Consider the following 20,825-nt stretch of genomic DNA (forward strand, 5'->3'; position numbering starts at 1 on the left):
GGAGGGTAGCGAATGTTATATTTTGATACCAGTTAGAATGAGCCTTGAAAATCGTGAAAAGGAGGTGTGATTGAAAATAAAAAAGATAATACTAATTCTATTGGTTGGCTTGGTTGCAGTCTTAACGAGTGGTTGTTTTATAACCGATGTAGTGACAGACATTTTTAAAAAGCCGGTAGTTGCCGGCAAATGGTACAACAAAGAATGCGACACCTACATTGCGCTTAAGGATAATGGAAATATTAACATGGAGGATGGTAAGGGCAATGTCAATACGGGAGAAACCTATGAAAAGGCTAAACGGGAAATTGTCTTCCATTTGGATAACACAATCAAGGCCAATGAAACGAAGAATGATTGGCTCATGCTGGAAAATATAAACGGAGCGTTAAATGATGTTCGGGGAACGGAATCGGCGGTGAAAATGTGAGATTAAAAATTGTTCGTGGATTGATGGCTGTCTTTGTCTTTGTGTTGCTGGCCATCGGAAGTCTGTTTTTTATACGGACTATTGATGGATTTATGACGGGACAGGGGATTTTACCCTTCAACGTCCCGTTAAAGGAAGTGTTTGACGCTGTAGTTGTAAGCGAGAATACATTTCACATGTATCTTTTGTGTCTGGCCTTTGCCCTGTTTATGGCAGTGGCTTTTTTTATTGGCCAAAGCAAAACCTATAAGAGTGAGCTGATCAGTATAACCCCGGATATTCAAACCCCCCGGCCGGCAGGACAGAATCAGCATGGTTCAGCCCGGTGGCTGGATCCCAACAAGAAGGATCGGGCCTTTGATTACGTGATCATTCGAAAGAATAATCCCTTTATTCAGTTTTTGTTACGCAGCGGAAAGGAGGAAAGAAGACAGATCAAAAAAGACAATTACTGGGTTGATAAAACCATCATGGAAAATAAAAAAAACTTCAAAATGGGTGGTTTAGTTTTGGGAAAAGATCGACAGGGATTACGAAATGAAAAGATCTACTTTATCGGGGAAGATGTTCACGGTTTAATTATCGGCGCTACCCGTTGCGGTAAAGGTCGAACTGTGATCCTGCAAACCATCGGACTGCTGGCAATGGCCAGAGAGTCACAAATCGTTTCGGATCCCAAAGGAGAGAACTATGATTACACGGCACCCTTTCTGAGAAAATGCGGGGTTGACGTATTCGCTCTGGATTTTAAAGATCCGCTTAAAAGTAATCACTACAACTTTCTTCAGTCGATTATTGATGCGGTTAAAACTGGAAATATGTCTCAGGCAATTGACTATGTCTGGGATATTACCGGGATGCTGGTCGGAGAACCGAAAGGTGAGAGATTATGGAGTAACGGTGAAGCCAGTATTATTGCCAGCTGCATTATGATTGTGGTCTTTGAAAACATGGATAATCCGGAGTATCAGAATCTGACCAACGTATTTTATTTCATAGCTGAGATGTGTAAAGCTCCCAAACAGGCGGACGAGATGATGTTGGCTAAATACATGAAGAAACTGAAAGTCGAGAATCCGACTCATCCGGCGTTGGGTTTAGTAGCGATTTCCGACATTGCCCCATCCAAAACCAAAGGTAGTTTTTACACCAGTGCCCTGACGACCTTAAAACTCTTTACTAATCCGCTGATTTATGAAATGACCCGGAAAACGGATTTTCGCCCCAAAGACATTGGCAGTCGACCGACGGCGGTTTTTATAATCTTGCCTGATGGCAAAACCACCTATTATTCGCTGGCTGCCCTGTTCTGTACCCAAGTCTACAGTGCGCTGTCGGACTTTGCGGATAAGCTGGGCGGACGCTTACCGGTTCGGGTTAATTATGAACTGGATGAGTTTGGAAACTTTACCAAGATCCCGGATTTTACGGCCCAGATTTCAGTGGGTGGCGGTCGGGGGATTCGCTATAACCTGTTTTTGCAGTCCATGGCCCAACTGGAAGAAAAATACGGTCGGGAGATTGCCCGGATCATCCGATCCAACTGTGAAACCTGGATATATCTTAAGGCCGAGGATCTGGAAACGCAAAAAGAGGTGTCGGAACGACTGGGGAAATATACCACCACATCCTATTCCCTGTCATCTTCACAGCAGCATTACACCACAAATTCCAGTCAATCGGTGAATCTGGTGGGACGGGAGCTGCTGACCGCCAATGAAATCAGTCGGATCCGACGTCCCTACAACCTGGTCACCAGTCGGAATGATCCGGCGATTATGACATCCCCGGACTTAGGTAAATGGTCATTTAATGACTTCTATGGATTAGGCAGCAAAGAACACAATCGTGTACTCCGGATGATCCGCAGCGATGCCAGACCAACCCACCAGGAGCATGGGATCCAATTATGGGGAATCTGGAAGCGCTATCAGATCTAAGTGAATGTTGAAACTTCTCAATGAAAGGAGGTGATGGCGATGCTAACAGAATTTGTTTGGGTAACCGGATTAGTTAAACTTCTGACTGATGCGTCTCTGGCGCTGTATATTATCTTACCGCTGTTGGCGTTAATTGTCATTGGTTGGAATGTAATCAAACGGCTACAGGCAGACGATCACGAAAAAATAAAATACAAAGAAAACATGAAAACGACGCTGGTCTATCTGGTAATCGGAATGACGGTCAATGGTTTTATCACCATGCTCTTAAGCTATTTCCCGAGTTCCTGAAGGTTGTTTCCCGAGGAAACACGGATATAGAAATTCAATAAAATTTTAAGGAGAAATTTAATGGCTTTAATATTAAAAAATGTAAAAGAAGCGGTAGTTAAACCCCTTGTGCTATGGCATGCAAAGCTCTTAAGTAGCGAAGCTGAAGAAATGAACACCGATTCCGGCTCGATTGTTGAAGGTGCGGGGATGTGGATTGTCGGATTGATGGGTGTGGCACTGTTTCTGTATGCATTTCGGGATATCATTGGTAACACCATTATTCCGTCGATTAGATCAAACTTTCAGGCGTTGTTCTCGAACATCCCGACATCTTAAATGCTTCGATTTAAAAAGAGCGGCTGCTATTTGGACCGTTCTTTTTCTTTTTAATCAAAGAGAGAAAGGAGAATTATGTATCCAATCTTTAAAAACTTTATCTTTGATGCAATTAACAATAGTGGGGTGATTACCGGCAGCATCAAAAGTCTGGCTGAACAGGTGTTTTACATCGATAAATATATCGGAGATGCGTCGGGACTCGATTTATCCACGGGGCTGACGCAAATCTTTTATCAGCTGGCACTGCTGCTATTGGTAATCAAGTTTTCTAAAAGCGGTTTTGAAACCTATATTACCTGGACTGGTGGTGATCCGGATAGCGATCCCATGGCGATGCTGCAACGAATGGTTAAAGCCGTGGTCATGATTGTGGCCTTCCCGATGCTCTATCAGATCTTTGCCCGGGTGTGTACCGGGGTCTTGTATGAAATTCTCAATAGTATGAATTCAAAGTTCCTATATGAAGAAAACTTTGTGAAAAGTCTGATCGAAGCGGGTATGGGGCCTTTTGCAGTGCTTTTTTTCTTTATCGGTGCACTGGTGCTCTATTTTCAAATGCTGGCCCGGGGTTTTCAGATGTGGATCATGCAGATCGGCTTTCCGTTGGCCTGTGTGGGAATGATAGAAAGTGATAATGGGGTGTTTGCCCCTTTTATGATGACCTTTTTCAAGGCCGGAATTACAACCATTATTCAGCTATCACTGTTGTCCTTGTCCTATATTCTGATGGCTACCGGTGATTTTGCGATTGGTTTTAGTGCCCTGGCAGCGGGGATTACCACGCCGGCGCTACTCCAGCAGTTTATGGTTCATGCCGGCAATGCGAATTTATCGGGAAAGGCGTTAACCATTGCCCGAGTCACGGAGGTGGCGGTGCGGTCAGTAAAATAAGAACAGAAAATTGCGAAGAAAGGAGTCGTATGGAAACCATTGATTATTTTGCAGATCTGAATAATATCTACGGCCTACTGCTCACCTTGATCAATGTTGGTGTTGTCTTTCGGGTGGTTTATTGTATTACCCATATGATTCATTCCCCTGATGAAAGAGGGGTGTATGTAAGGCGGATCAGGCACGTTTTAATCTTCTGTGTCATTGCCAATACCCTGATCCCATTTCGGGATGTGATTCTGGCTTATATCACATAAAACTGTTTCCTCGGGAAACAGGGAAAGGAGGAATTGATGGAAAATCACGAAGAATTGTACATCCCGATGGGGATTAAAGCTAACCGCCAGGTGATTGAGGGAATGGAAGTGAAGGAAATATTTTTGATGGGTGTGATGTTCTGTATCGACGTCATTCTGTGTGCGCTTTACTATGTTACCTTTACCGATCCCATCGGAACATTTTTCGGCTTTTTGGCGATCCTGTTGTCTTCCTATCTGGTGCTAAAAAAAAGCGAGAAAGATAATCAGTCTTTTTTGGATATGCTGCAACATATTTTTAGCTATTACCGTGGCCGTAAACACTATGCCTACATCCATCTTAATGAGTGGGAATAGGAGGGCCATATGGCAGCGTTAGGATTTAGTGGCGTTTTGGGTTGCTGGTTCCTGATGGGATCGGTATTAAAAAGGCAGTTTGAAAAGGCGTTTTTATCCAATGCATTCATTGTGGCAACGCCTTTATTATTTTTATTATTGGTGATTGATGATCCGGTGATTATTTTACGCACCGGATTATTTTGTTGTCTGATGTTTTACATCGGATACTTTGATTTTAAAACAAAGACCATTCCCCGATTTGTCCATCCCCTGATTTTATTAGTGGGATGCATCGGAATCAGCGGAGAATGGTTAGTAAAGCAGGCCATCCCCGGGGCATTGACCCTGGGTATTCTGATGGCAGTTTCTAGCTGGCTGATTAAGCGAATCACCAGACAGGATCAGGCCATTGGCTTAGGGGATGTTAAGCTTGTCACCGTTTGTGGGTTTTATCTGGGCTGGGATGCCGGCGTAACCGGTCTGATGATCGGATTACTCTTAAGTATCCTATGGTCCCGGACCAGGCATCTGAAACGCAATGAAATGTTTGCCTTTGCGCCGTTTCTATGCTCGGGTTTTATGATTGCAGTAATGTTATTAGAAAGGAAGGTGTATCTGTGAAAAATGGAGGGAAGATGCTCATTGGTTTTTTTGTTGTTGTCTTTGCGCTGTTGTTGTCTTGGGTGATTGTGCCCATGGGCACGGGCATGATTGGCAATACAACAACGATTGTACGGGTCAAAGAAACCATCCGGGTGGGGGATCAACTCACCGAACGGAATGTTGAGGAAGTGGAGGTTAGCGGATACAATTTACCGGCTAGCGCCATCAAAAGTAAGAATGAGGTCATTGGCAAGTATTCCACCGCAAAGTTGGAATCGGGAGACTATGTACTGCAAAGCAAGCTGGTTAATGACATGATCACCAGTGGAAACTATATGAGTGCCCTGGATGGCGGAAAACAGATTGTGTCAGTGACGATAAAAGACTTTGCCAATGGAATTTCCGGAAAACTCATGCCCGGGGATGTGGTGATGATTTTAAATAATGCCGAAGCAGCGGGTAACCGCAGCACTGTTTATCCGGAACTGCAATATGTGAAGGTACTGGCGGTGACCACCCAAACCGGGGTGGATATGGGTGGAGAAAAATTATCAGATGATACCGAGCTGCCGGCGACGGTGACGCTGCTGGTCAATAAAGCCCAGGCGCAGCTGCTTACCGGACTTGAAAAGAATGGAAATATTGTCTTTGCCCTGATGTATCGGGGAGATGAGGACACGGCCAACCAGTTTTTACAAAAGCAGGAAGAAGTTTTTAAGGCCGGGGGTATTTAATCTGTTTCCTCGGGAAACAGGAAATGAAGGATTGGACGATATACAGTCTTGTTTCCTCGGGAAACAAAATGATCAGGAAACGGAGGATTTTATGGAGCAAAGTCAGGAAACAGCAAGTAACTATGTGGGAATGTCTTGTGATTTTCAAAGATTGAATAGATTTATAAAAAAAGAACAGATAATTTTCATCGATCCGAAGGGCGAGAATAACCTAATACTTAAAAAGGAGGCGACACTATGGAAGTAATCACCGTATGGGGATCCCCGGGCGGGGGAAAAACCACCCTCAGTCTGGAGCTGGCCAAGCATATCAGTGAAAAAACAAAGGAAAACGTCGTGCTGATATTCACCGAGGATCAGGCTAGTCCTTTATCCTATCTCTTTCCCAGTCTCAATAAGGAGGGCGGCTCCCTGGGAAAGATCATTACCATGGCCGGGTTTGACCAGGAAGAACTGCTAAAAACGTTGGTCAATCACCCCAAGAATAAATACCTGGCCTTTTTGGGATATCGTAGTGAGGATTCCAAACGCAGTTATCCGGAGGTGGTGGAACCCCAGGTGATTGACCTGTTTGTCACCCTGGGCCAGAAATTCAAGTATGCCATTATCGATGGACTATCCGATTTTCATAACGATTGGATTACCCAGTATGGTTTACGTTATGGAAGTTGTGTCATGGTTGGYGGYGGYGAYTTAAARAGCATYGCCTTTTTTAATGGAACCACYGCCATGCTCCAGGACTTTACCGGGTTTMGRGAYAAYGTYRTCCGGGTRYTGAATAACCCCTGGGAYTTTGAYTCMTGGCTGYTGGTKGGKGATAAATACGGGGGTGTCRRTTATKCCTTYCCYTAYAGTATGGATATTCAGATGGCTTATCTGGARGAAACATCCATYAAGTCSCTTAAACAAACMAAACGGAATCGGGAGTTTGTRGAYGCACTCARYCAGTTAAGTYWGGAGCTGATCCAGGAAGAAGAAAGARMAGATCAGAARAYTAAAAAAAGAAAATCGGGAAATCAAAARAAACGKCCTAAAAAWGAGCGYATTAAAARAGAAAAAAYGYCGARMMRWAAGCTTTTYAAAWTTCCRTTTMGAAAAGCGAAGGAGRAAAYCGAATGAACARYCWATAYAAGCGCAATCAGGARYTGCTKGATCTGATYGGRCGSATWCARCARTATATCAGCCGAACYAATTCCAAGGCKYTRGGKGATGTRAAAAARAATGAAGCGTTGATTAARAAAGATATTCGTAAGTAYATTGAAGATCATCGKGTGTTAATCGATGGRTACASYAGTATTGAGCTGCTTAACCGGATTTTTTCAGAAATGGGTGAATATGGGATCTTAACAGCTTATCTGGAAAATGAGAATAAGGAACTGGAAGAAATTAACATTAATAGTCATGACAATGTGGTGCTTCATTATAAAAATGGAGATGTAGTTCGTGCCCCGGAAACTTTCCTKTCAGCCGARTCRGCYAAAAACATCATGATCCGGTTATTGTTTCAGCAATCAGAACAAACATTATCCGCTGCGACACCGGTTGTGACTGGATACTTAAAAAACAATATTCGCATCACTGCGACCTGCCCGCCACTCATCGATGAGGAATGTGGTGTTCAGGCATCGATCCGTTTTGTCAATCCCAGYAARYTAAGRMGGGATGATTTRATCAGRAAGGAAACCCTGACMGATGARATGTTTGATTTTATMAATCTKTGYRTTTCCAGTGGCTTGAGTGGGGTTGTGGCCGGATCRACCAGCTCCGGAAAAACMACMTTTTTAGATGGACTGCTCGGAGATGTGGATAAACGCAAACGGATCATCACCATTGAAGAAAAAATCAGAGAACTGGATTTGGTAACCCGGGATGAAAATGGGRTTMYYGATAATAACRTTGTYCAYTGGAAAACMCATGGKWCKATTAACTCMAGMRWGTTATTAAAAACAGCGCTAACCTGTGATCCYGATATTATYGTCCCCCARGAAATGAAAGGGGAAGAAGCSTATRCMGCCCAGGAAGCAGCCCGAACCGGCCATGCGGTYTTGACAACCACCCAYGCCAACTCCTGCCGGGCAGCCTATACCCGGATGCTGACKCTSTGTATGSWGGAYTCRACSCTKGAAGATAAGGTGCTGTAYCGACTGGTAAGCGAAGCCTTTACSATWGCCATWTTCTGTAAACGRCTGGATGATTATTCCCGAAAAGTSATGGAGATTACCGAGTGTATYGTTGATGAGCATGGAAATTCARACTTTMGGACYCTGTATGAYTATGARATTGAYAGYTCRGAARAAATTTCAGATACAAAAACAGAAATAAAAGGTCATTTTGTTAAGCGCAACAACATGTCAAAAAGCCTGCAACAATGGCTGATTACCAATGGCGTCCCGACTCGTACCCTGGAGCGTTTCATTGATGAGYMGTTAAGCGAGGGGGGTAAGGYTTTATGAACGGGATAAGCTTTCTTATTTTTACGCTGCTGATTGTGGGGTTGTGCCTGCTATTTAATGTGTCACCTTTTGAGCTGACAAGCCGGCTTATGGATCGGATTGTCAATGATAAGAGCGATATTCAATCGGTGATTAAAAAGACCGTCCGGAAAGACCGTCGAACGCCATTTCAGGGACTGACCACAACCATCCGGGAAGCCCAGCTGATTTTAAAAACAACCAATCGGGAAAGTGTCTTTACGATCCTGGTCATGGCTGCGACGATTTTGTTTATTGTGGGTCTGATCCTCGGATTAATGATGGAAAACATCTTGTTATCAGCAGTGCTTGGCGTTGGTCTGGCCTTGTTCCCGTTCTGGTACATCAAGCTGGCAGAAATAACCTATCGGAAGGAATTAAACGATGAGCTTAACAAAACACTGTCGATCATCACCACATCCTACAGTCGATCACGCAATATCGTCAAAGCGATTGAGGAAAACTTGCACCATATCAATCCGCCACTGTTACCGGTATTTGAAGCCTTTGTCTTTGATATCAGTTATATCACGGCGGATATTCCGGGGGCATTGCTGGAGATGAGTGAAAAGATCGATAACCAGATTTATAAGGAGTGGTGCCGGGCGGTGATTGCCTGCCAGGACAATCCCAATCTGATTGAAACGCTGCCGGCGATTGTTCGTAAATTTACGGATATCAAAGAAGCCAATGACGACTTTGGAACGGATATGCATACGCCTTTAAGAATTGTTGGCTCTATGGTATTTATCAATGTTGGTGTGCCGGTTCTTTTTTATTTCATCAATAAGGATTGGTATCGAGGACTGATGTATTCATGGGGTGGTAAGATCATTCTGGCCGTTGTTCTGACAATGGTTTTTATCTCGATTAATGCTGCTATTAAAGATATCAAACCCATTGAATACAGCCGATAGCAAAAGGAGGTTAGATAATGAATAATACGGCCTATTTAATCAGTCTTGCAATACTCTTTGGTTATGGGTTATTCCAGTTGGTTGGTGGAATTTTTGATGTGCCATCCCATCGTGAGATTAAAACAATCATGGCAGTCGGCAGAAAAAAGAAAGAGAAGGTCAATGTTCTGGATGCCTTTGTCTTTAAGGTATCCCATTTGATCATTCCCTATGTTCGGATCAATCCTTATAAACGTAAAAATATGAGCAATGCCCTTAAATCCCTGGGATCGCTGGATACACCGGAAATGGTCTATGGCCGGGCTTTTGTAGAGTCTGCTATCTATGCAGGCGTTGGTTTAATTCTGGTGTTTGTTCATCCGATTTTCACATTGATTCTGCTTTTCTATGCGATACAGCGGTTCTCGACCCAAATTGGAAAAATTGATCAGTTGATGCGGATACGTCGTGAAAAAATCGAATGGGAATTACCCCGTTTTGTCAATACCGTGCAACAGGAAATTAAAAAACGACAGGATTTGCTGGCGATTCTCATTGATTTCCGTAAAAACTCTGATGGAGAACTGGGTGAAGAATTGGAAATAACCATCGCCGATATGAAAACATCGGATTATGAAAATGCCATTTCTCGGCTGGATGCCCGGGTGGTCAGCTCGCTTTTATCGGATGTGACTCAGGGGTTAATTGCGGTGTTGCGGGGGGATGATATTGTTTCCTACTTTGAACAGTTGGGGATTCAGTTGCGGTCTTTTGAAAAGAACCGGTTGAAAAAGGAAATGAACCGGCGACTGGAAAAAATAAAAAAATACCCCTATATTTTACTTTTTACATTTTTGCTCATGGTTGTCTATGCCGTTGGTTATGACATCATGACCACACTGCCAAGTATTTTTTAGAAAGGAGGGTTCAAGTGAAAGGTAATCAAGTGAAGGTTGACAAAGGTTCAGCCATATTGGAATTTTCGATATTCTTCCTATTGGCGATGTTTGTTTTAACCCTGATGTTGGGAGTTCTACCGGTATGGACTCAATATCAGAAGCTAAACTACATCGCCCATGGAGTCTTACGGGATGCCGAGCTGGTGGGAAATACTGGGAATACAGTAATGGATACTTATGAAGATTTGCAGGTAAAAACCGGATTAAAAACAAAAGAAATCAGTTTTAACGGAACAAAATATATCGGAGGATCGAAAAATGTCCAGATTAACGATCCCATTCAGGTTACTGTGAAATCTGATTTTTCATGGTTTAGTAGTTTTATAGGGGATGGTATAACCATTGAACTGGTGGCCCCTGCCAGTGGACGAAGTGGGGTGTACTATAAATGATGGCATTGGCGAAGTTGTTAAAAAAAACGGATGCTGGAATGTCCATTCCCATGGTTGCGGTATTGTTATTTATTCTGTTAATGATATTTTGTGCAATGTATGAATATTTAAGGTTTTTCTCTATTTTCATCCAGTTGGATCAGGCGGTGGAGCAGTCGGTTCAGGGCGTAGCGATGGAAAACTGGGACGAGGTCTATCAGGGTGTCCGGGAAGGTTATGCCGGAACATACACCAAGGCTGAGTTGACGGATGACTGGGAAGAAGTGATGAACCGTGAACAGATCCTTGCTCAAATGAAAAAAATGATCGACTTTAAAGTGGATGGCAATACCTGGGTCAAGGAGGATGATGTCGGCAATGTATTGTTTTCCTTAAAACCAAAGGATACAACGGTGAAAATCACCAACACCCAGCTGGCAGCAGCGGAAGGGGATGCCCTTACCGTCGAAACCACCAATACCATCACGGTGCCCTGGCGGTTTTTGGGAGCCATGTTTAACGCTCCCCCGATTGTGGTGGAGCGGGTAACGGTATCTGGTTATACGCCAAAGTTTTAGCAGTGCATTAAAAAATAAAAATCCAGAAAGGTTGGGAGGGAAATAAATGTGATGAATAACATAACGGAATTAAAGACGATGGTTCAGATAGAGGTAAATGAGGATACACCTTGTTTACTGGCAAAAACAAAACCGCTGGTTGATATTTTAAATGAGATTCAACCCAATGATTACTGGCATACGGATTATTTTCATGCTCCATTTAACGAAAAAGACATGAAGCCGATCCTGATTAAAGGTCTGCACTACCTGGAAAGATTTCAGAAACACTATATAGAACGCTGTTACGAGGAAAAAATAATAGCCCCTTACTACACGCGGGAGATGATGGGACGTCAGTTTATGATGGCCTGTAAAGCTCTGATGGCCATTGAAACCGGCCACTATAAAGATGCATACCATCGTTTATGGTATTGCATCGACGGCTTCAGCGGTTTAAATAATACCAATCCAACCATCAATTTAAACGAGTATTTAATCTATCGTTCTTTAATCAGTTGTTTTATTCAATCACTACTGAAACAGGAAATGGTGATTAAAAAGGAAAAATCTGATAGCTGGAGAAAAATATTTGGATAGGATGCTGATTAAAATTCAGTTGATTGTTTTAAGGAAGTTTGTTTCCTCGGGAAACAAAATTGGAGCCGGAAACAGATTAAAATCAAATAGGTGAATAGGAGTGAGATAATGATCATTGTTTTTATATTGCTAACGGGAATTGTCGTGTTTGAAGCTGTTTGGTTAAAGCGATTAAAAAAAGAGATTGAGCGAAAGGAAGTAAAAATAAATATGCTTGAATGTGCTATAATAAAACTTAAAAAGGGGTAATGTTATGAGAGTTATTCTTGATGATAACGGGTCATCGAAGGAATCACTTCAGTTTTTTTCTGATCATATTGACGATTTTAAACCAGTAAAAAAGTTGGTCGTTTTTCTTGACAGTGAAAATTTTATTTTTACTGAATACGAAATGAAACGATTAAATGTAAACATGGTTCTTGAAAATTGGAATGGTGACCAGATGCATTTAAAGAATCTGTATTGTGGTTATTATGGTGTTAGTCCTGGTGATACACTAAAAATAATGTCAAAACTGGGAATTACGGACTTAAAAAGTTTTGAATATAACCACTTAGGACATCCAGGTATCGAGATTTTATTCCGGGAGGATGGAACAGTTAAGGATATAATCAATTCACAAAATGCGATTTTTTATTACCATCAGGCACGAGAATATAATGAAGTTCGTCTGGGTCGGAAATACATACTTGTAAATACGATTTCTCAAAAAATTTATATCCGAAACCCTCAGAAAATATGTGCTAAAGGGTTACTAACTTTGATCGATCACTCGGAATTTGAATCCATGGAATATTGGTTGGGAGATGAAAGTCCGCTTGAAGATCGCTTCAGAGCAAGCGATTATTTTGAAGGAGCAAATCAGTATAATGAACTAACYTTTGGTGCTGACGAAGTMAATCTAGTRCTSAATGGCAAAAATTATAAGATTTGCTGTCTGGTTGYTAAAAGTGAGCTRATTGATTTAATTAAYTGTATCTGGCTTTATMTTAAYGGTGAAAAAATTCTTGMTGATAATATTATYTTCAARAAAAATAATTTTTACGATGTWAAATCAGGMGTCAGCTTTTTCGGAAAAATWGGTTGGAGCATTGGTTCRAAATTATCYGAAAAYTGTRTTTACAGAAAAATTGAAAAGCGAGATGAGCCGGGTGATAAACAATGGTTGATGTCCTGATTACRGTAGCGGTCGCCTTAGTTACTACTTTGGTAACGGTTTATTCTCAAGATCGWTTATCGGGATTTCTTCATAAAAAYCAGAGAAAACGAGAATATGAWAATTCAGAATTTCCTACAATAGTTCAGTGTGGRCGTCATGATGATAAATACATAAAGGATTTGTGGAAAAAGCMKAATCCAATGAATCAGATTAAAATTGTCGTCAAGCTGGAAAAGAAAAATGACCGAGAATTTGCATCTGAGAAAGACGTTTTTTATCAAGAATGTTCAGAGAAAGAACTTGATGTCAAAAATGACTTAGAAAGCCTTGATCATWGTGAAGAATTAAAARTAATAGCGATTGAGAATAACACAAGAAAAACATTCAATCTGATTCGCATTACTTGTCTTGGTGAATCSTATTCTCCGATTGAGTTTAGTAATTTGGATTCTAAGGTGCTCACATCAAATACCAATATGATAATCGTTATCGAAGGATATAAAAGTGATTTAAATAACATGGTTCTTCTTGACCAAAGTAATTATATCATTTTTGACTTTACATCAGTTAGGATTGGTGACAGTTCGAAGCGTAGTACACATTTAGCCAACAGTTTCCTGAACAAGTATAGTTGAAAAGTTAGAGTTTGAGATAATAAAAAAACGAGGGTGATAAAATGACGGATCAGAAATATACTGAAACCTATCAAGTGATCGAAGAAACAAAGGATCGAAGCCAAAAAGAAAAATACTGGAATATCGGTTTTGGACTGAATAAGATCGATCAGCTAAGACCTTCCGAATATCTGACAAATGAATTACTTCCGGATCATTTCAGTGGCAAGCTTTCTTATCAGGAAGTTGAAAATGCCCTGGTCAACCATTATCAGACCTTACCGGAAGATGACCAGGTAAAGGGCGAGCGAGAATGCGACATTGTATCGACACGGATTGCTTCTCTGCTTGATAATTCGGGGTTTGTTCTAAGTCCGGTATCGCTTAAGGGCATTCATCGTTATCTCTTTAAAAATATTCTGCCGGCGGAATGGGTCGGGACATTCAGGGAGAAAAATATCTATAAAAAAGAGCCGGTTCTAGGCGGTGAGAGCGTTTCTTATGCCAATTATTTCATGATTGAAGATAGTTTGGCYTATGATTTTGAAACAGAAAAAAAGAAAAATTACGTCAACATGGACAATCAGCAAAAGATCAGAAGCATAAGCAGCTTTACTTCTTCCATCTGGCAGGTGCATCCCTTTCGGGAAGGAAACACCCGAACGGTAGCGGTATTTATGGTTCAATATTTAAACGGCCTGGGTTTTCGGGTGAATAATGATCCTTTTGAAGATAATGCGCTTTATTTCAGAAATGCCCTGGTTCGGGCCAATTATAGCAATCAAGTAAAAAACATCAGTCATACCGATGCCTATCTGGTCAAGTTCTTTGAGAATCTGCTCTTTGATCAGGATCATCCACTGCTCAATCAGGAAATGCAGCTTATTTCTGAAGATGAAAAAGAAAATGACTGGGAGCCGGAAATGTAGTTTTGTTTCCCGAGGAAACAAAATAAGTACAGGAAATTTACTGGATAATCAGATATATGAATAAACGGATGAGAACAATTTGAGAATTGTTCTTTTTTTATTTTCAATTACAAGTCACTAAAAGGACGAGTTTTGCAAGGAGTAATAAAATAATGAAGGAGTCGCGATGATTAAAATTAGAAAGATTTACAGATTCGAAACCGGCGAAAAGGAAGCTTTCGATTTTGAACGGTATCTGTGTATCGAAATAGTTTCAAAGGATCCGATGGAGCTTAATGCTTTTATTGAAAAAAACCGATTCTTATGTGGTTATATTGAAATCGACAATGATCCTGAAAACGAAGATGAGTGTGATATATGGTGGGCGACAATTGATTTTAAATATGAACATGGGGAAATGGCACAATTGAAGGAAGATGTTAAAGAGGCCATTAAAGAGTGGAATATGATGAAAAAAATTACCAGAGATATGGAAAAACCGTCAGATGAAAATCTAAATAATGACAGCATGCAATTGAAACAACAACTGAATCAATATCAACCGATTTATGAAGATGATTGGGAACCGGAAATGTAATCCTGTTTCCTCGGGAAACAAAATTAAGAACAGGTAACAGCTTAAAATTAATAGTTATGGAATGAAAAGTAGGGAACAATTTACGGATTGTTCTTTTTTTATTGATTAAAAAGAAGGAGTGAAGCCATGGAAATGTTATTGATCGGTTTTGGTTTAATCACGGTAGTCGAAGGGTATCTCATTGTTAAGCAGCGTAGACTGCTGGATAAAAAGGAGCTGAAGATAAGCCGATTGGAAACAGGGATTGAAAAAAGAAAACAGCCTGCTGGATAAATGTTTCCGATGGGAAAGAAATTTGTCGGCAATAAAAATAAATTTAAAAATATTGTAATTAAACCTTGACAGGAAGTTGATTATGGTGTATTCTGATATAATTTTTAGATGATGAAAGAGAGAGGTAAAATGATGAAAACAAATGTAGCAGCTCTAACCACCTGGTTGGCGAAAACAACGTTGAAACAACGGATCGTTCTTGGTATTGGCGGAGTCCTGATGACTGGCATGATTGGCCTTGGCATTTATACACTTTTACCTAACAATACAGATACCTGGCAGTCCACTGCTGATGAAAAAACGGTGAAGGTTCAGGATATCAATACCGAAAAGACAACGGCGGTAACCACCACCCCGGTGGAAAGCAAGGTCGTTGAGGCCCGAACGGTGACCAATGACAACAGCACCGTGGTCGAAAGCAATGTGACCACCGTTAATACCCCGGCAATCGCATCAGAGCCGGTCTATACCAGTGAAGAAACCGGCGGACATTACGAAGCACCCCAGGATACCTATGTTGAGCCAGCTTATGAAGAACCAGCTTATGAAGCACCGGCAGCTGACAGCGGTGGGGGATGGAATGGGGATTTAGGGGCGACACCGATTGATAGCAGTGGTGGTGAAAACGGGGGAACCGGATTTTCAAATTAAGTTTTTAGTATTCAACTTTTGAGAAGAACAATTTTCGGATTGTTCTTTTTTTATGCAGAAAATAAGGAGGAATGAATGGACGTGCGTATAAAAAGTCGGTTCGAGCCACTGTGGTTGCTGGCGCTGACTGTTTTACTGACCGGTTTTTTGTGGGGAATGACACCCATGGTGGCTCGGGCTGAAGATAATTCCAGTACCGTACCCGGGAACCCGACCTATACCGAAGATGCCTTCTACTACAGTGATCAGTATATGTGGAAAGCGTCACTTTTCGTGGCCAAGTCRGATACGGTCAATAAGGATTCATCGAACATGAATGACTTTTACCGGATCGGCAATCAGGCGGTTTATCTGACCCCGGTTTCCAATTGGAATGGATGGGCTGCCGGATCCCGACCATCGAACATCTCCGGATTGTTCTTTTCTAAGGAAAACAAGGTAGACACTCTGCTGGAGCTCCAGAGCAAAGGCGGGGATGTGAATGCTTTGGATCCGGTGCAGCTTGCATCAGGTAGTGGTATTTATCTATTAAAGCCTCCTGTACAACCACCTTATGTCCCACAGCTCAGTGATGGCGATATTTACGACAACGGTGTTATTTATGGGGATTCAGTCGGCAGCATTACTAAGGTAGCTAATTATTTCAATAGCCTTGAAACGATCAATACCGTTCTCAATTTTTATGCTGGGAAGCAAGGGGTTTCCAAGGAAGACCTTGTCAAAAACCTGGAGTTTACCATTGATAGCGAAACCCGGACCGGCTGGAATCCAAAAGGGATTTTACCCGATGCAATCAGTGACAACCCCACCAATCAGGTGGAATGGCTGATCGTTTACGAGCCGGTGAGCATTGTCTATGTGAAGGATACGGCCCATCCGGGGTCTTATTATGGTTATGCCTTATCAGCCACTGATTTTGCAGTTTCTCAGATCAAGCACCAGATGGACTGGCGTTATGATGAAACCCGTTGGACGGCCTGGGCCGGACAACAGGCGGATGCCTGGAAGCCTAATGCCAATCGGCAGCATGTCTCCCGGTTGGCATTTCTGTTGATGGGAAACTCGGTGATTACGAATAATACCTGGTATGGTTTGGCAGCCGGCTCCGGGGTGGATCAGAACGCTGCTATTCCGTTTAATCGCTGGTTTAGCGATCAACAGACTAAGTACGGCGGTTGGGGTATGTCCCGCTGGATTAAACCAGCCGAATACAATAAGCCCCGGGATAACGATTTTCGGCCCAATACCGATGTTATTTTAAGCACACCGGTTTACTCAAATATCAATGCGACACCCGGGAGTGAGCTGACGGTGACTTACAAGATCAACGGCGAAGTGATCGGTACCGATACGCTGGTAGCTCCAATGAAAACCGAGTCCTACAGCTATATCAAATGGCATACTCCGGATGTCAGTACAGTAACCAGCTATGATCTGGAAATGTCGATCTCACCCTATCCGGAAGGGACCATCAATTGTGGTGGAAATGAGTACACCCATCGGACGCTGACGATCCGGCCATTGGAAGAAAGCACCCCACCGGATCCGAAGGTGGGAGATACGATGCCAACCGATCTGCCGGCCAATCTGGTACCGCCAACCAGTGTACCCGGGGAAGATACGGCTGATGAAACGGTAGCGCCGGTGATCAAATCGGTCAAGGCCGTCACAGAAGCACCGTACTATAAGAATGAAACGATCAAAATTGAAGTGGTGACCAATCGGGCCACCAAAAATCTGACCTTTACCAATACGGATAGTGGCGTCGGGAAACAATTTGGTTCTGATTCCCTGGGTGACGGGATGCTGATCAGCCGGTCGGTCAATGAGCTTTCAAATGAAATCGTCTGGACGATTGAGTTTGTTCCGGCCAACCTGGGCGTCAATCGTTATGCGTTTAAATCCCTCAATGCTGCTGCCGGCGAAAGTGAAGTGTATGCGTTTGATGTGGAGGTCGTGGTGGATCCGGATCTCCCGGTTATCTATGATGTATTCATCAATCCGGTACAGGCCATTTATACCTTATATGAGGAAGTGATTAAAACACCGCTAACCTATGAGGTTTATTTTAATACCAACGGCGGGAATGAAATGGGTGCCCAGAGTGCCGAATACAATGCGCTGCTGCCGGAGCCTGGTCAACCGACCCGGGAAGGATATGCGTTTAAAGGGTGGTTTAAAGATCCTGGTTTTGCTTACCCCTGGAATTTTGAATCGGATCGGATCATGGGAGTCACCACACTCTATGCGAAGTGGGAAATAAACACCTATTTCGTCCATTTTGATCCCCAGGGAGGAACGGATACCTTTAGCCCGATTACGGTGGAATATGGCTCAAATATTGAGGAACCAACACCAAGTCCAACCCGAAGCAATTACACATTTCTAGGCTGGTTTAAGGAGATTGGATGCAATACGCCATGGAACTTTACCGAAGATACCATTGCCGGCGACACCACGCTTTACGGGAAGTGGGATGCCACTGCCTTGACGGTCACATTTGATTCCCAGGGCGGAAGTCTTGTTGGTTCAATCAGTGCGGATTACAATATGATGATCACCAAGCCAAGTGACCCATTTAAGCCGGGCTTTACCTTTAAAGGCTGGTATCAGGAAGCAGCGTGTAACACCGTCTGGACATTTGCCAGTGATCGGGTACAGTCTGATTTAACGCTTTTTGCCAAGTGGGATGTTAATCTTTATACGGTGAGCTTTGATTCCCTGGGCGGGAGTGCCGTGCCGGCACAGACGGCGCAGAATGAGTCGGTCACACCAAAACCGGCCGATCCGCTAAGAAGCGGGTATTCCTTCGGCGGTTGGTTTAAGGAAGATGCTTGCATTACTCCCTGGGATTTTGCGGTTGATAAAGTCACCCTGGATACGACCCTGTTTGCCTTATGGACAGCGGATGAAGCAGCGATTGAATTTGTCACCAATAACGGAACCGACGTACCCAAAATGGTCGGTGCTACGGATCGGGAAATCCTCGATACCAGTATGCCGATAACGGTCCGTGATGGATATACCTTTAATGGCTGGTTTGCCAGTGCTGATTTCAGTGGGGATGTCGTGACAGCACTACCTGATAAATATCCGGTCGATGGTTTAACCTACTATGCGAAATGGGAAGCCAACCCATCGGTGATTAGTTTTGAAGAAAATGGTGGAACGGAAATACCGGATTTAAATGGCGTCACCGATCAGGAAATAACTGATCGAACCATGCCGATGCAATACAGAGTTGGCTATACGCTAAGATGGTTTAAAGAAGCTGATTTTTCCGGTGAAGAAGTCAGTGAGCTACCAAAAAAATTCCCGGCTAATGGGATTACCTATTATGCCAAATGGGAAGCTAACCCATCGGTGATTAGTTTTGAAGAAAACCAGGGATCAGCAACACCGGATCTAAATGGTGTCACCGATCAGGAGATCACTGATCGAACCATGCCAGTGATTACTCGTGACGGGTACACGCAAAAAGGCTGGTTTAAAGAAGCTGATTTTTCCGGCGAAGAAGTCAGTGAGCTGCCAGAAAAATACCCGGTTGATGGGATTACCTATTATGCCAAATGGGAAGCTAACCCATCGGTGATAAGTTTTGAAGAAAACCAGGGATCAGCAACACCAGACCTAAATGGTGTCACCGATCAGGCGATCACTAATCGAACCATGCCGGTGCTTACTCGTGACGGGTACACACAAAAAGGCTGGTTTAAAGAAGCTGATTTTTCCGGTGAAGAAGTCAGTGAGCTGCCAGAAAAATACCCGGTTGATGGGATTACCTATTATGCCAAATGGGAAGCTAAGCCATCGATGATTAGTTTTGAAGAAAACCAGGGATCAGCAACACCGGATCTAAATGGTGTCACCGATCAGAAGATCACTGATCGAACCATGCCAGTGCTCACTCGTGACGGGTACACACAAAAAGGCTGGTTTAAAAAAGCTGATTTTTCCGGTCAAGAAGTCAGCGAGCTGCCAGAAAAATACCCGGTTGATGGGATTACCTATTATGCCAAATGGGAAGCTAACCCATCGGTGATTAGTTTTGAAGAAAACCAGGGATCAGCAACACCGGATCTAAATGGTGTCACCGATCAGGCGATCACTAATCGAGCAATGCCAGTGCTTACTCGTGACGGGTACACACAAAAAGGGTGGTTTAAAGAAGCTGATTTTTCCGGTGACGAAGTCAGTGAGCTGCCAGTAAAATACCCGGTTGATGGGATTACCTATTATGCCAAATGGAGTATTAATCCTACTTCAGAACAAATCATAAATTTATCAGCACGATCATATCCAACACAAACACATTCTATTACAATAAATGATTTATATGAATTTAAAAACGTTACTTCCAATCAAGGTGAAGTTACTGTCAATAGTGTTATTGGTAATACCATTACTGTTACTTTATCAGGTGGTATATCTGATACAACGGGTGTAGTAAGCGGTTCATATACACCAGCACAAACGAAAACCGAATCAACAACAAAATCATCGACAGGATCAGATACAACACCATCAAGTGTTTCCTATAATTCTGGTGGCTATAGTGGTACTTTGAATAAGTACAATACGACAAGTACCGAAGTACAAACCGGTGGTAGTTATACACCAGCTGATAGTAGGTATCAAACTTTTGAATCACATTTTCCCAAGGCAGACATTGAAAGCGGAGCAACACACGTAACAGGTCTTGTCGTATATGGGCCAGATAGCGGAGGCTATAAAGGCCCTTTATATTCGAAATCAACAACAGATATGGGTACATACATAAAGGTAATTTACGGTGGTACAGTAACTAAACCAGCGGTTGATACAAGAACGTACCGCACTGATTATACAGCATACTATAGTGGAACAGTAACTAAACCAGCGGTTGATACAAGGGTTTATGGCCCTTATTATAGATATCAACTAAATGTATCGTACATTAAAGATTAACTGAGTTATTCCATA

Annotated in this window: 22 protein-coding genes; all 22 read left to right on the plus strand. The window is 42.6% G+C overall.

All coding sequences use genetic code 11. From position 1 onward, the window contains the following. Window positions 1-70: 70 nt before the first annotated feature. The 22 genes from DOZ58_RS18000 (at window position 71) to DOZ58_RS18110 (ending at window position 20,810) form a co-directional block, all read left to right on the plus strand. Window positions 71-430, plus strand: coding sequence for a hypothetical protein (locus DOZ58_RS18000; RefSeq protein WP_111889569.1), 360 nt, complete (start codon window positions 71-73; stop codon window positions 428-430). Beyond that, window positions 427-2,370 (plus strand): VirD4-like conjugal transfer protein, CD1115 family, encoded by a 1,944-nt coding sequence (locus DOZ58_RS18005; protein ID WP_242988541.1) that lies wholly within the window; start codon window positions 427-429, stop codon window positions 2,368-2,370. The genes DOZ58_RS18000 and DOZ58_RS18005 overlap by 4 nt, the downstream gene beginning before the upstream one ends. Before the next feature lie 39 nt (window positions 2,371-2,409). Continuing rightward, window positions 2,410-2,661: a hypothetical protein gene (locus DOZ58_RS18010; RefSeq protein WP_111889570.1), complete on the plus strand. Its 252-nt coding sequence runs from the start codon at window positions 2,410-2,412 to the stop codon at window positions 2,659-2,661. Window positions 2,662-2,721: 60 nt separating this feature from the next. Continuing rightward, on the plus strand, window positions 2,722-2,979 hold the full coding sequence (locus tag DOZ58_RS18015) for a hypothetical protein (protein WP_111889571.1): 258 nt from the start codon (window positions 2,722-2,724) through the stop codon (window positions 2,977-2,979). Window positions 2,980-3,054: 75 nt separating this feature from the next. Further along, window positions 3,055-3,873, plus strand: coding sequence for a conjugal transfer protein TrbL family protein (locus tag DOZ58_RS18020; RefSeq protein WP_111889572.1), 819 nt, complete (start codon window positions 3,055-3,057; stop codon window positions 3,871-3,873). 29 nt (window positions 3,874-3,902) lie between these two features. Continuing rightward, window positions 3,903-4,130, plus strand: a complete 228-nt coding sequence (locus tag DOZ58_RS18025; RefSeq protein ID WP_111889573.1) for a hypothetical protein — start codon at window positions 3,903-3,905, stop codon at window positions 4,128-4,130. 36 nt (window positions 4,131-4,166) lie between these two features. Then, entirely contained in the window at window positions 4,167-4,487 is a 321-nt protein-coding gene (locus DOZ58_RS18030) for a hypothetical protein (RefSeq protein ID WP_111889574.1), read from the plus strand. Between the two features lie 9 nt (window positions 4,488-4,496). Then, window positions 4,497-5,090, plus strand: a complete 594-nt coding sequence (locus tag DOZ58_RS18035) for a prepilin peptidase (RefSeq protein WP_111889575.1) — start codon at window positions 4,497-4,499, stop codon at window positions 5,088-5,090. Further along, complete coding sequence (cpaB, locus tag DOZ58_RS18040) at window positions 5,087-5,806, plus strand: Flp pilus assembly protein CpaB (RefSeq protein ID WP_162624568.1); 720 nt, start codon at window positions 5,087-5,089, stop codon at window positions 5,804-5,806. The genes DOZ58_RS18035 and cpaB overlap by 4 nt, the downstream gene beginning before the upstream one ends. 1,325 nt (window positions 5,807-7,131) lie before the next feature. Continuing rightward, window positions 7,132-8,259 carry an ATPase, T2SS/T4P/T4SS family gene (locus DOZ58_RS19350; RefSeq protein ID WP_371414218.1) on the plus strand — a complete coding sequence of 376 codons (1,128 nt, stop codon included), beginning with the start codon at window positions 7,132-7,134 and terminating at the stop codon, window positions 8,257-8,259. Beyond that, on the plus strand, window positions 8,256-9,194 hold the full coding sequence (locus DOZ58_RS18060; protein ID WP_111889579.1) for a type II secretion system F family protein: 939 nt from the start codon (window positions 8,256-8,258) through the stop codon (window positions 9,192-9,194). Before DOZ58_RS19350 ends, DOZ58_RS18060 begins: the two co-directional genes overlap by 4 nt. 17 nt (window positions 9,195-9,211) lie before the next feature. Further along, window positions 9,212-10,090, plus strand: a complete 879-nt coding sequence (locus tag DOZ58_RS18065) for a hypothetical protein (RefSeq protein ID WP_111889580.1) — start codon at window positions 9,212-9,214, stop codon at window positions 10,088-10,090. A gap of 14 nt (window positions 10,091-10,104) precedes the next feature. Then, window positions 10,105-10,524, plus strand: a complete 420-nt coding sequence (locus DOZ58_RS18070) for a DUF4320 family protein (RefSeq protein WP_111889581.1) — start codon at window positions 10,105-10,107, stop codon at window positions 10,522-10,524. Continuing rightward, a complete protein-coding gene (locus DOZ58_RS18075) occupies window positions 10,521-11,081 on the plus strand; it encodes a hypothetical protein (RefSeq protein WP_111889582.1) in 561 nt (186 codons plus the stop codon). Before DOZ58_RS18070 ends, DOZ58_RS18075 begins: the two co-directional genes overlap by 4 nt. Before the next feature lie 51 nt (window positions 11,082-11,132). Beyond that, window positions 11,133-11,660, plus strand: a complete 528-nt coding sequence (locus DOZ58_RS18080) for a hypothetical protein (protein ID WP_111889583.1) — start codon at window positions 11,133-11,135, stop codon at window positions 11,658-11,660. A 108-nt stretch (window positions 11,661-11,768) separates the two neighbouring features. Further along, on the plus strand, window positions 11,769-11,909 hold the full coding sequence (locus tag DOZ58_RS18600) for a hypothetical protein (RefSeq protein ID WP_162624570.1): 141 nt from the start codon (window positions 11,769-11,771) through the stop codon (window positions 11,907-11,909). Window positions 11,910-13,019: 1,110 nt separating this feature from the next. Beyond that, the gene (locus DOZ58_RS18090) at window positions 13,020-13,454 is read left to right on the plus strand and encodes a hypothetical protein (RefSeq protein WP_111889585.1); all 435 of its coding nucleotides are present in this window, start codon (window positions 13,020-13,022) and stop codon (window positions 13,452-13,454) included. Between the two features lie 41 nt (window positions 13,455-13,495). Next, window positions 13,496-14,362, plus strand: a complete 867-nt coding sequence (locus tag DOZ58_RS18095; RefSeq protein ID WP_111889586.1) for a Fic family protein — start codon at window positions 13,496-13,498, stop codon at window positions 14,360-14,362. Window positions 14,363-14,528: 166 nt separating this feature from the next. After that, window positions 14,529-14,939 carry a hypothetical protein gene (locus tag DOZ58_RS18100; protein WP_111889587.1) on the plus strand — a complete coding sequence of 137 codons (411 nt, stop codon included), beginning with the start codon at window positions 14,529-14,531 and terminating at the stop codon, window positions 14,937-14,939. A gap of 126 nt (window positions 14,940-15,065) precedes the next feature. Then, window positions 15,066-15,212, plus strand: a complete 147-nt coding sequence (locus tag DOZ58_RS18605) for a hypothetical protein (RefSeq protein ID WP_162624571.1) — start codon at window positions 15,066-15,068, stop codon at window positions 15,210-15,212. A gap of 129 nt (window positions 15,213-15,341) precedes the next feature. Beyond that, a complete protein-coding gene (locus DOZ58_RS18105; RefSeq protein WP_111889588.1) occupies window positions 15,342-15,863 on the plus strand; it encodes a hypothetical protein in 522 nt (173 codons plus the stop codon). A gap of 75 nt (window positions 15,864-15,938) precedes the next feature. Then, window positions 15,939-20,810, plus strand: coding sequence for an InlB B-repeat-containing protein (locus DOZ58_RS18110; protein WP_111889589.1), 4,872 nt, complete (start codon window positions 15,939-15,941; stop codon window positions 20,808-20,810). Window positions 20,811-20,825 lie beyond the last annotated feature (15 nt).

This window comes from Acetobacterium sp. KB-1 (genome assembly GCF_003260995.1).
Lineage (GTDB): Bacteria > Bacillota > Clostridia > Eubacteriales > Eubacteriaceae > Acetobacterium > Acetobacterium carbinolicum.

Excerpts from the sequence above, each read along its gene's own strand:
- DOZ58_RS18020 (WP_111889572.1), top strand. The coding sequence starts at position 3,055 with ATGTATCCAATCTTTAAAAACTTTATCTTTGATGCAATTAACAATAGT.
- DOZ58_RS18100 (WP_111889587.1), top strand. The coding sequence starts at position 14,529 with ATGATTAAAATTAGAAAGATTTACAGATTCGAAACCGGCGAAAAGGAA.
- DOZ58_RS18030 (WP_111889574.1), top strand. The coding sequence starts at position 4,167 with ATGGAAAATCACGAAGAATTGTACATCCCGATGGGGATTAAAGCTAAC.
- DOZ58_RS18015 (WP_111889571.1), top strand. The coding sequence starts at position 2,722 with ATGGCTTTAATATTAAAAAATGTAAAAGAAGCGGTAGTTAAACCCCTT.
- DOZ58_RS18010 (WP_111889570.1), top strand. The coding sequence starts at position 2,410 with ATGCTAACAGAATTTGTTTGGGTAACCGGATTAGTTAAACTTCTGACT.
- DOZ58_RS18035 (WP_111889575.1), top strand. The coding sequence starts at position 4,497 with ATGGCAGCGTTAGGATTTAGTGGCGTTTTGGGTTGCTGGTTCCTGATG.
- DOZ58_RS18600 (WP_162624570.1), top strand. The coding sequence starts at position 11,769 with ATGATCATTGTTTTTATATTGCTAACGGGAATTGTCGTGTTTGAAGCT.
- DOZ58_RS18105 (WP_111889588.1), top strand. The coding sequence starts at position 15,342 with ATGATGAAAACAAATGTAGCAGCTCTAACCACCTGGTTGGCGAAAACA.
- DOZ58_RS18080 (WP_111889583.1), top strand. The coding sequence starts at position 11,133 with ATGAATAACATAACGGAATTAAAGACGATGGTTCAGATAGAGGTAAAT.
- DOZ58_RS18025 (WP_111889573.1), top strand. The coding sequence starts at position 3,903 with ATGGAAACCATTGATTATTTTGCAGATCTGAATAATATCTACGGCCTA.
- DOZ58_RS18605 (WP_162624571.1), top strand. The coding sequence starts at position 15,066 with ATGGAAATGTTATTGATCGGTTTTGGTTTAATCACGGTAGTCGAAGGG.
- DOZ58_RS18065 (WP_111889580.1), top strand. The coding sequence starts at position 9,212 with ATGAATAATACGGCCTATTTAATCAGTCTTGCAATACTCTTTGGTTAT.
- DOZ58_RS18075 (WP_111889582.1), top strand. The coding sequence starts at position 10,521 with ATGATGGCATTGGCGAAGTTGTTAAAAAAAACGGATGCTGGAATGTCC.
- DOZ58_RS18060 (WP_111889579.1), top strand. The coding sequence starts at position 8,256 with ATGAACGGGATAAGCTTTCTTATTTTTACGCTGCTGATTGTGGGGTTG.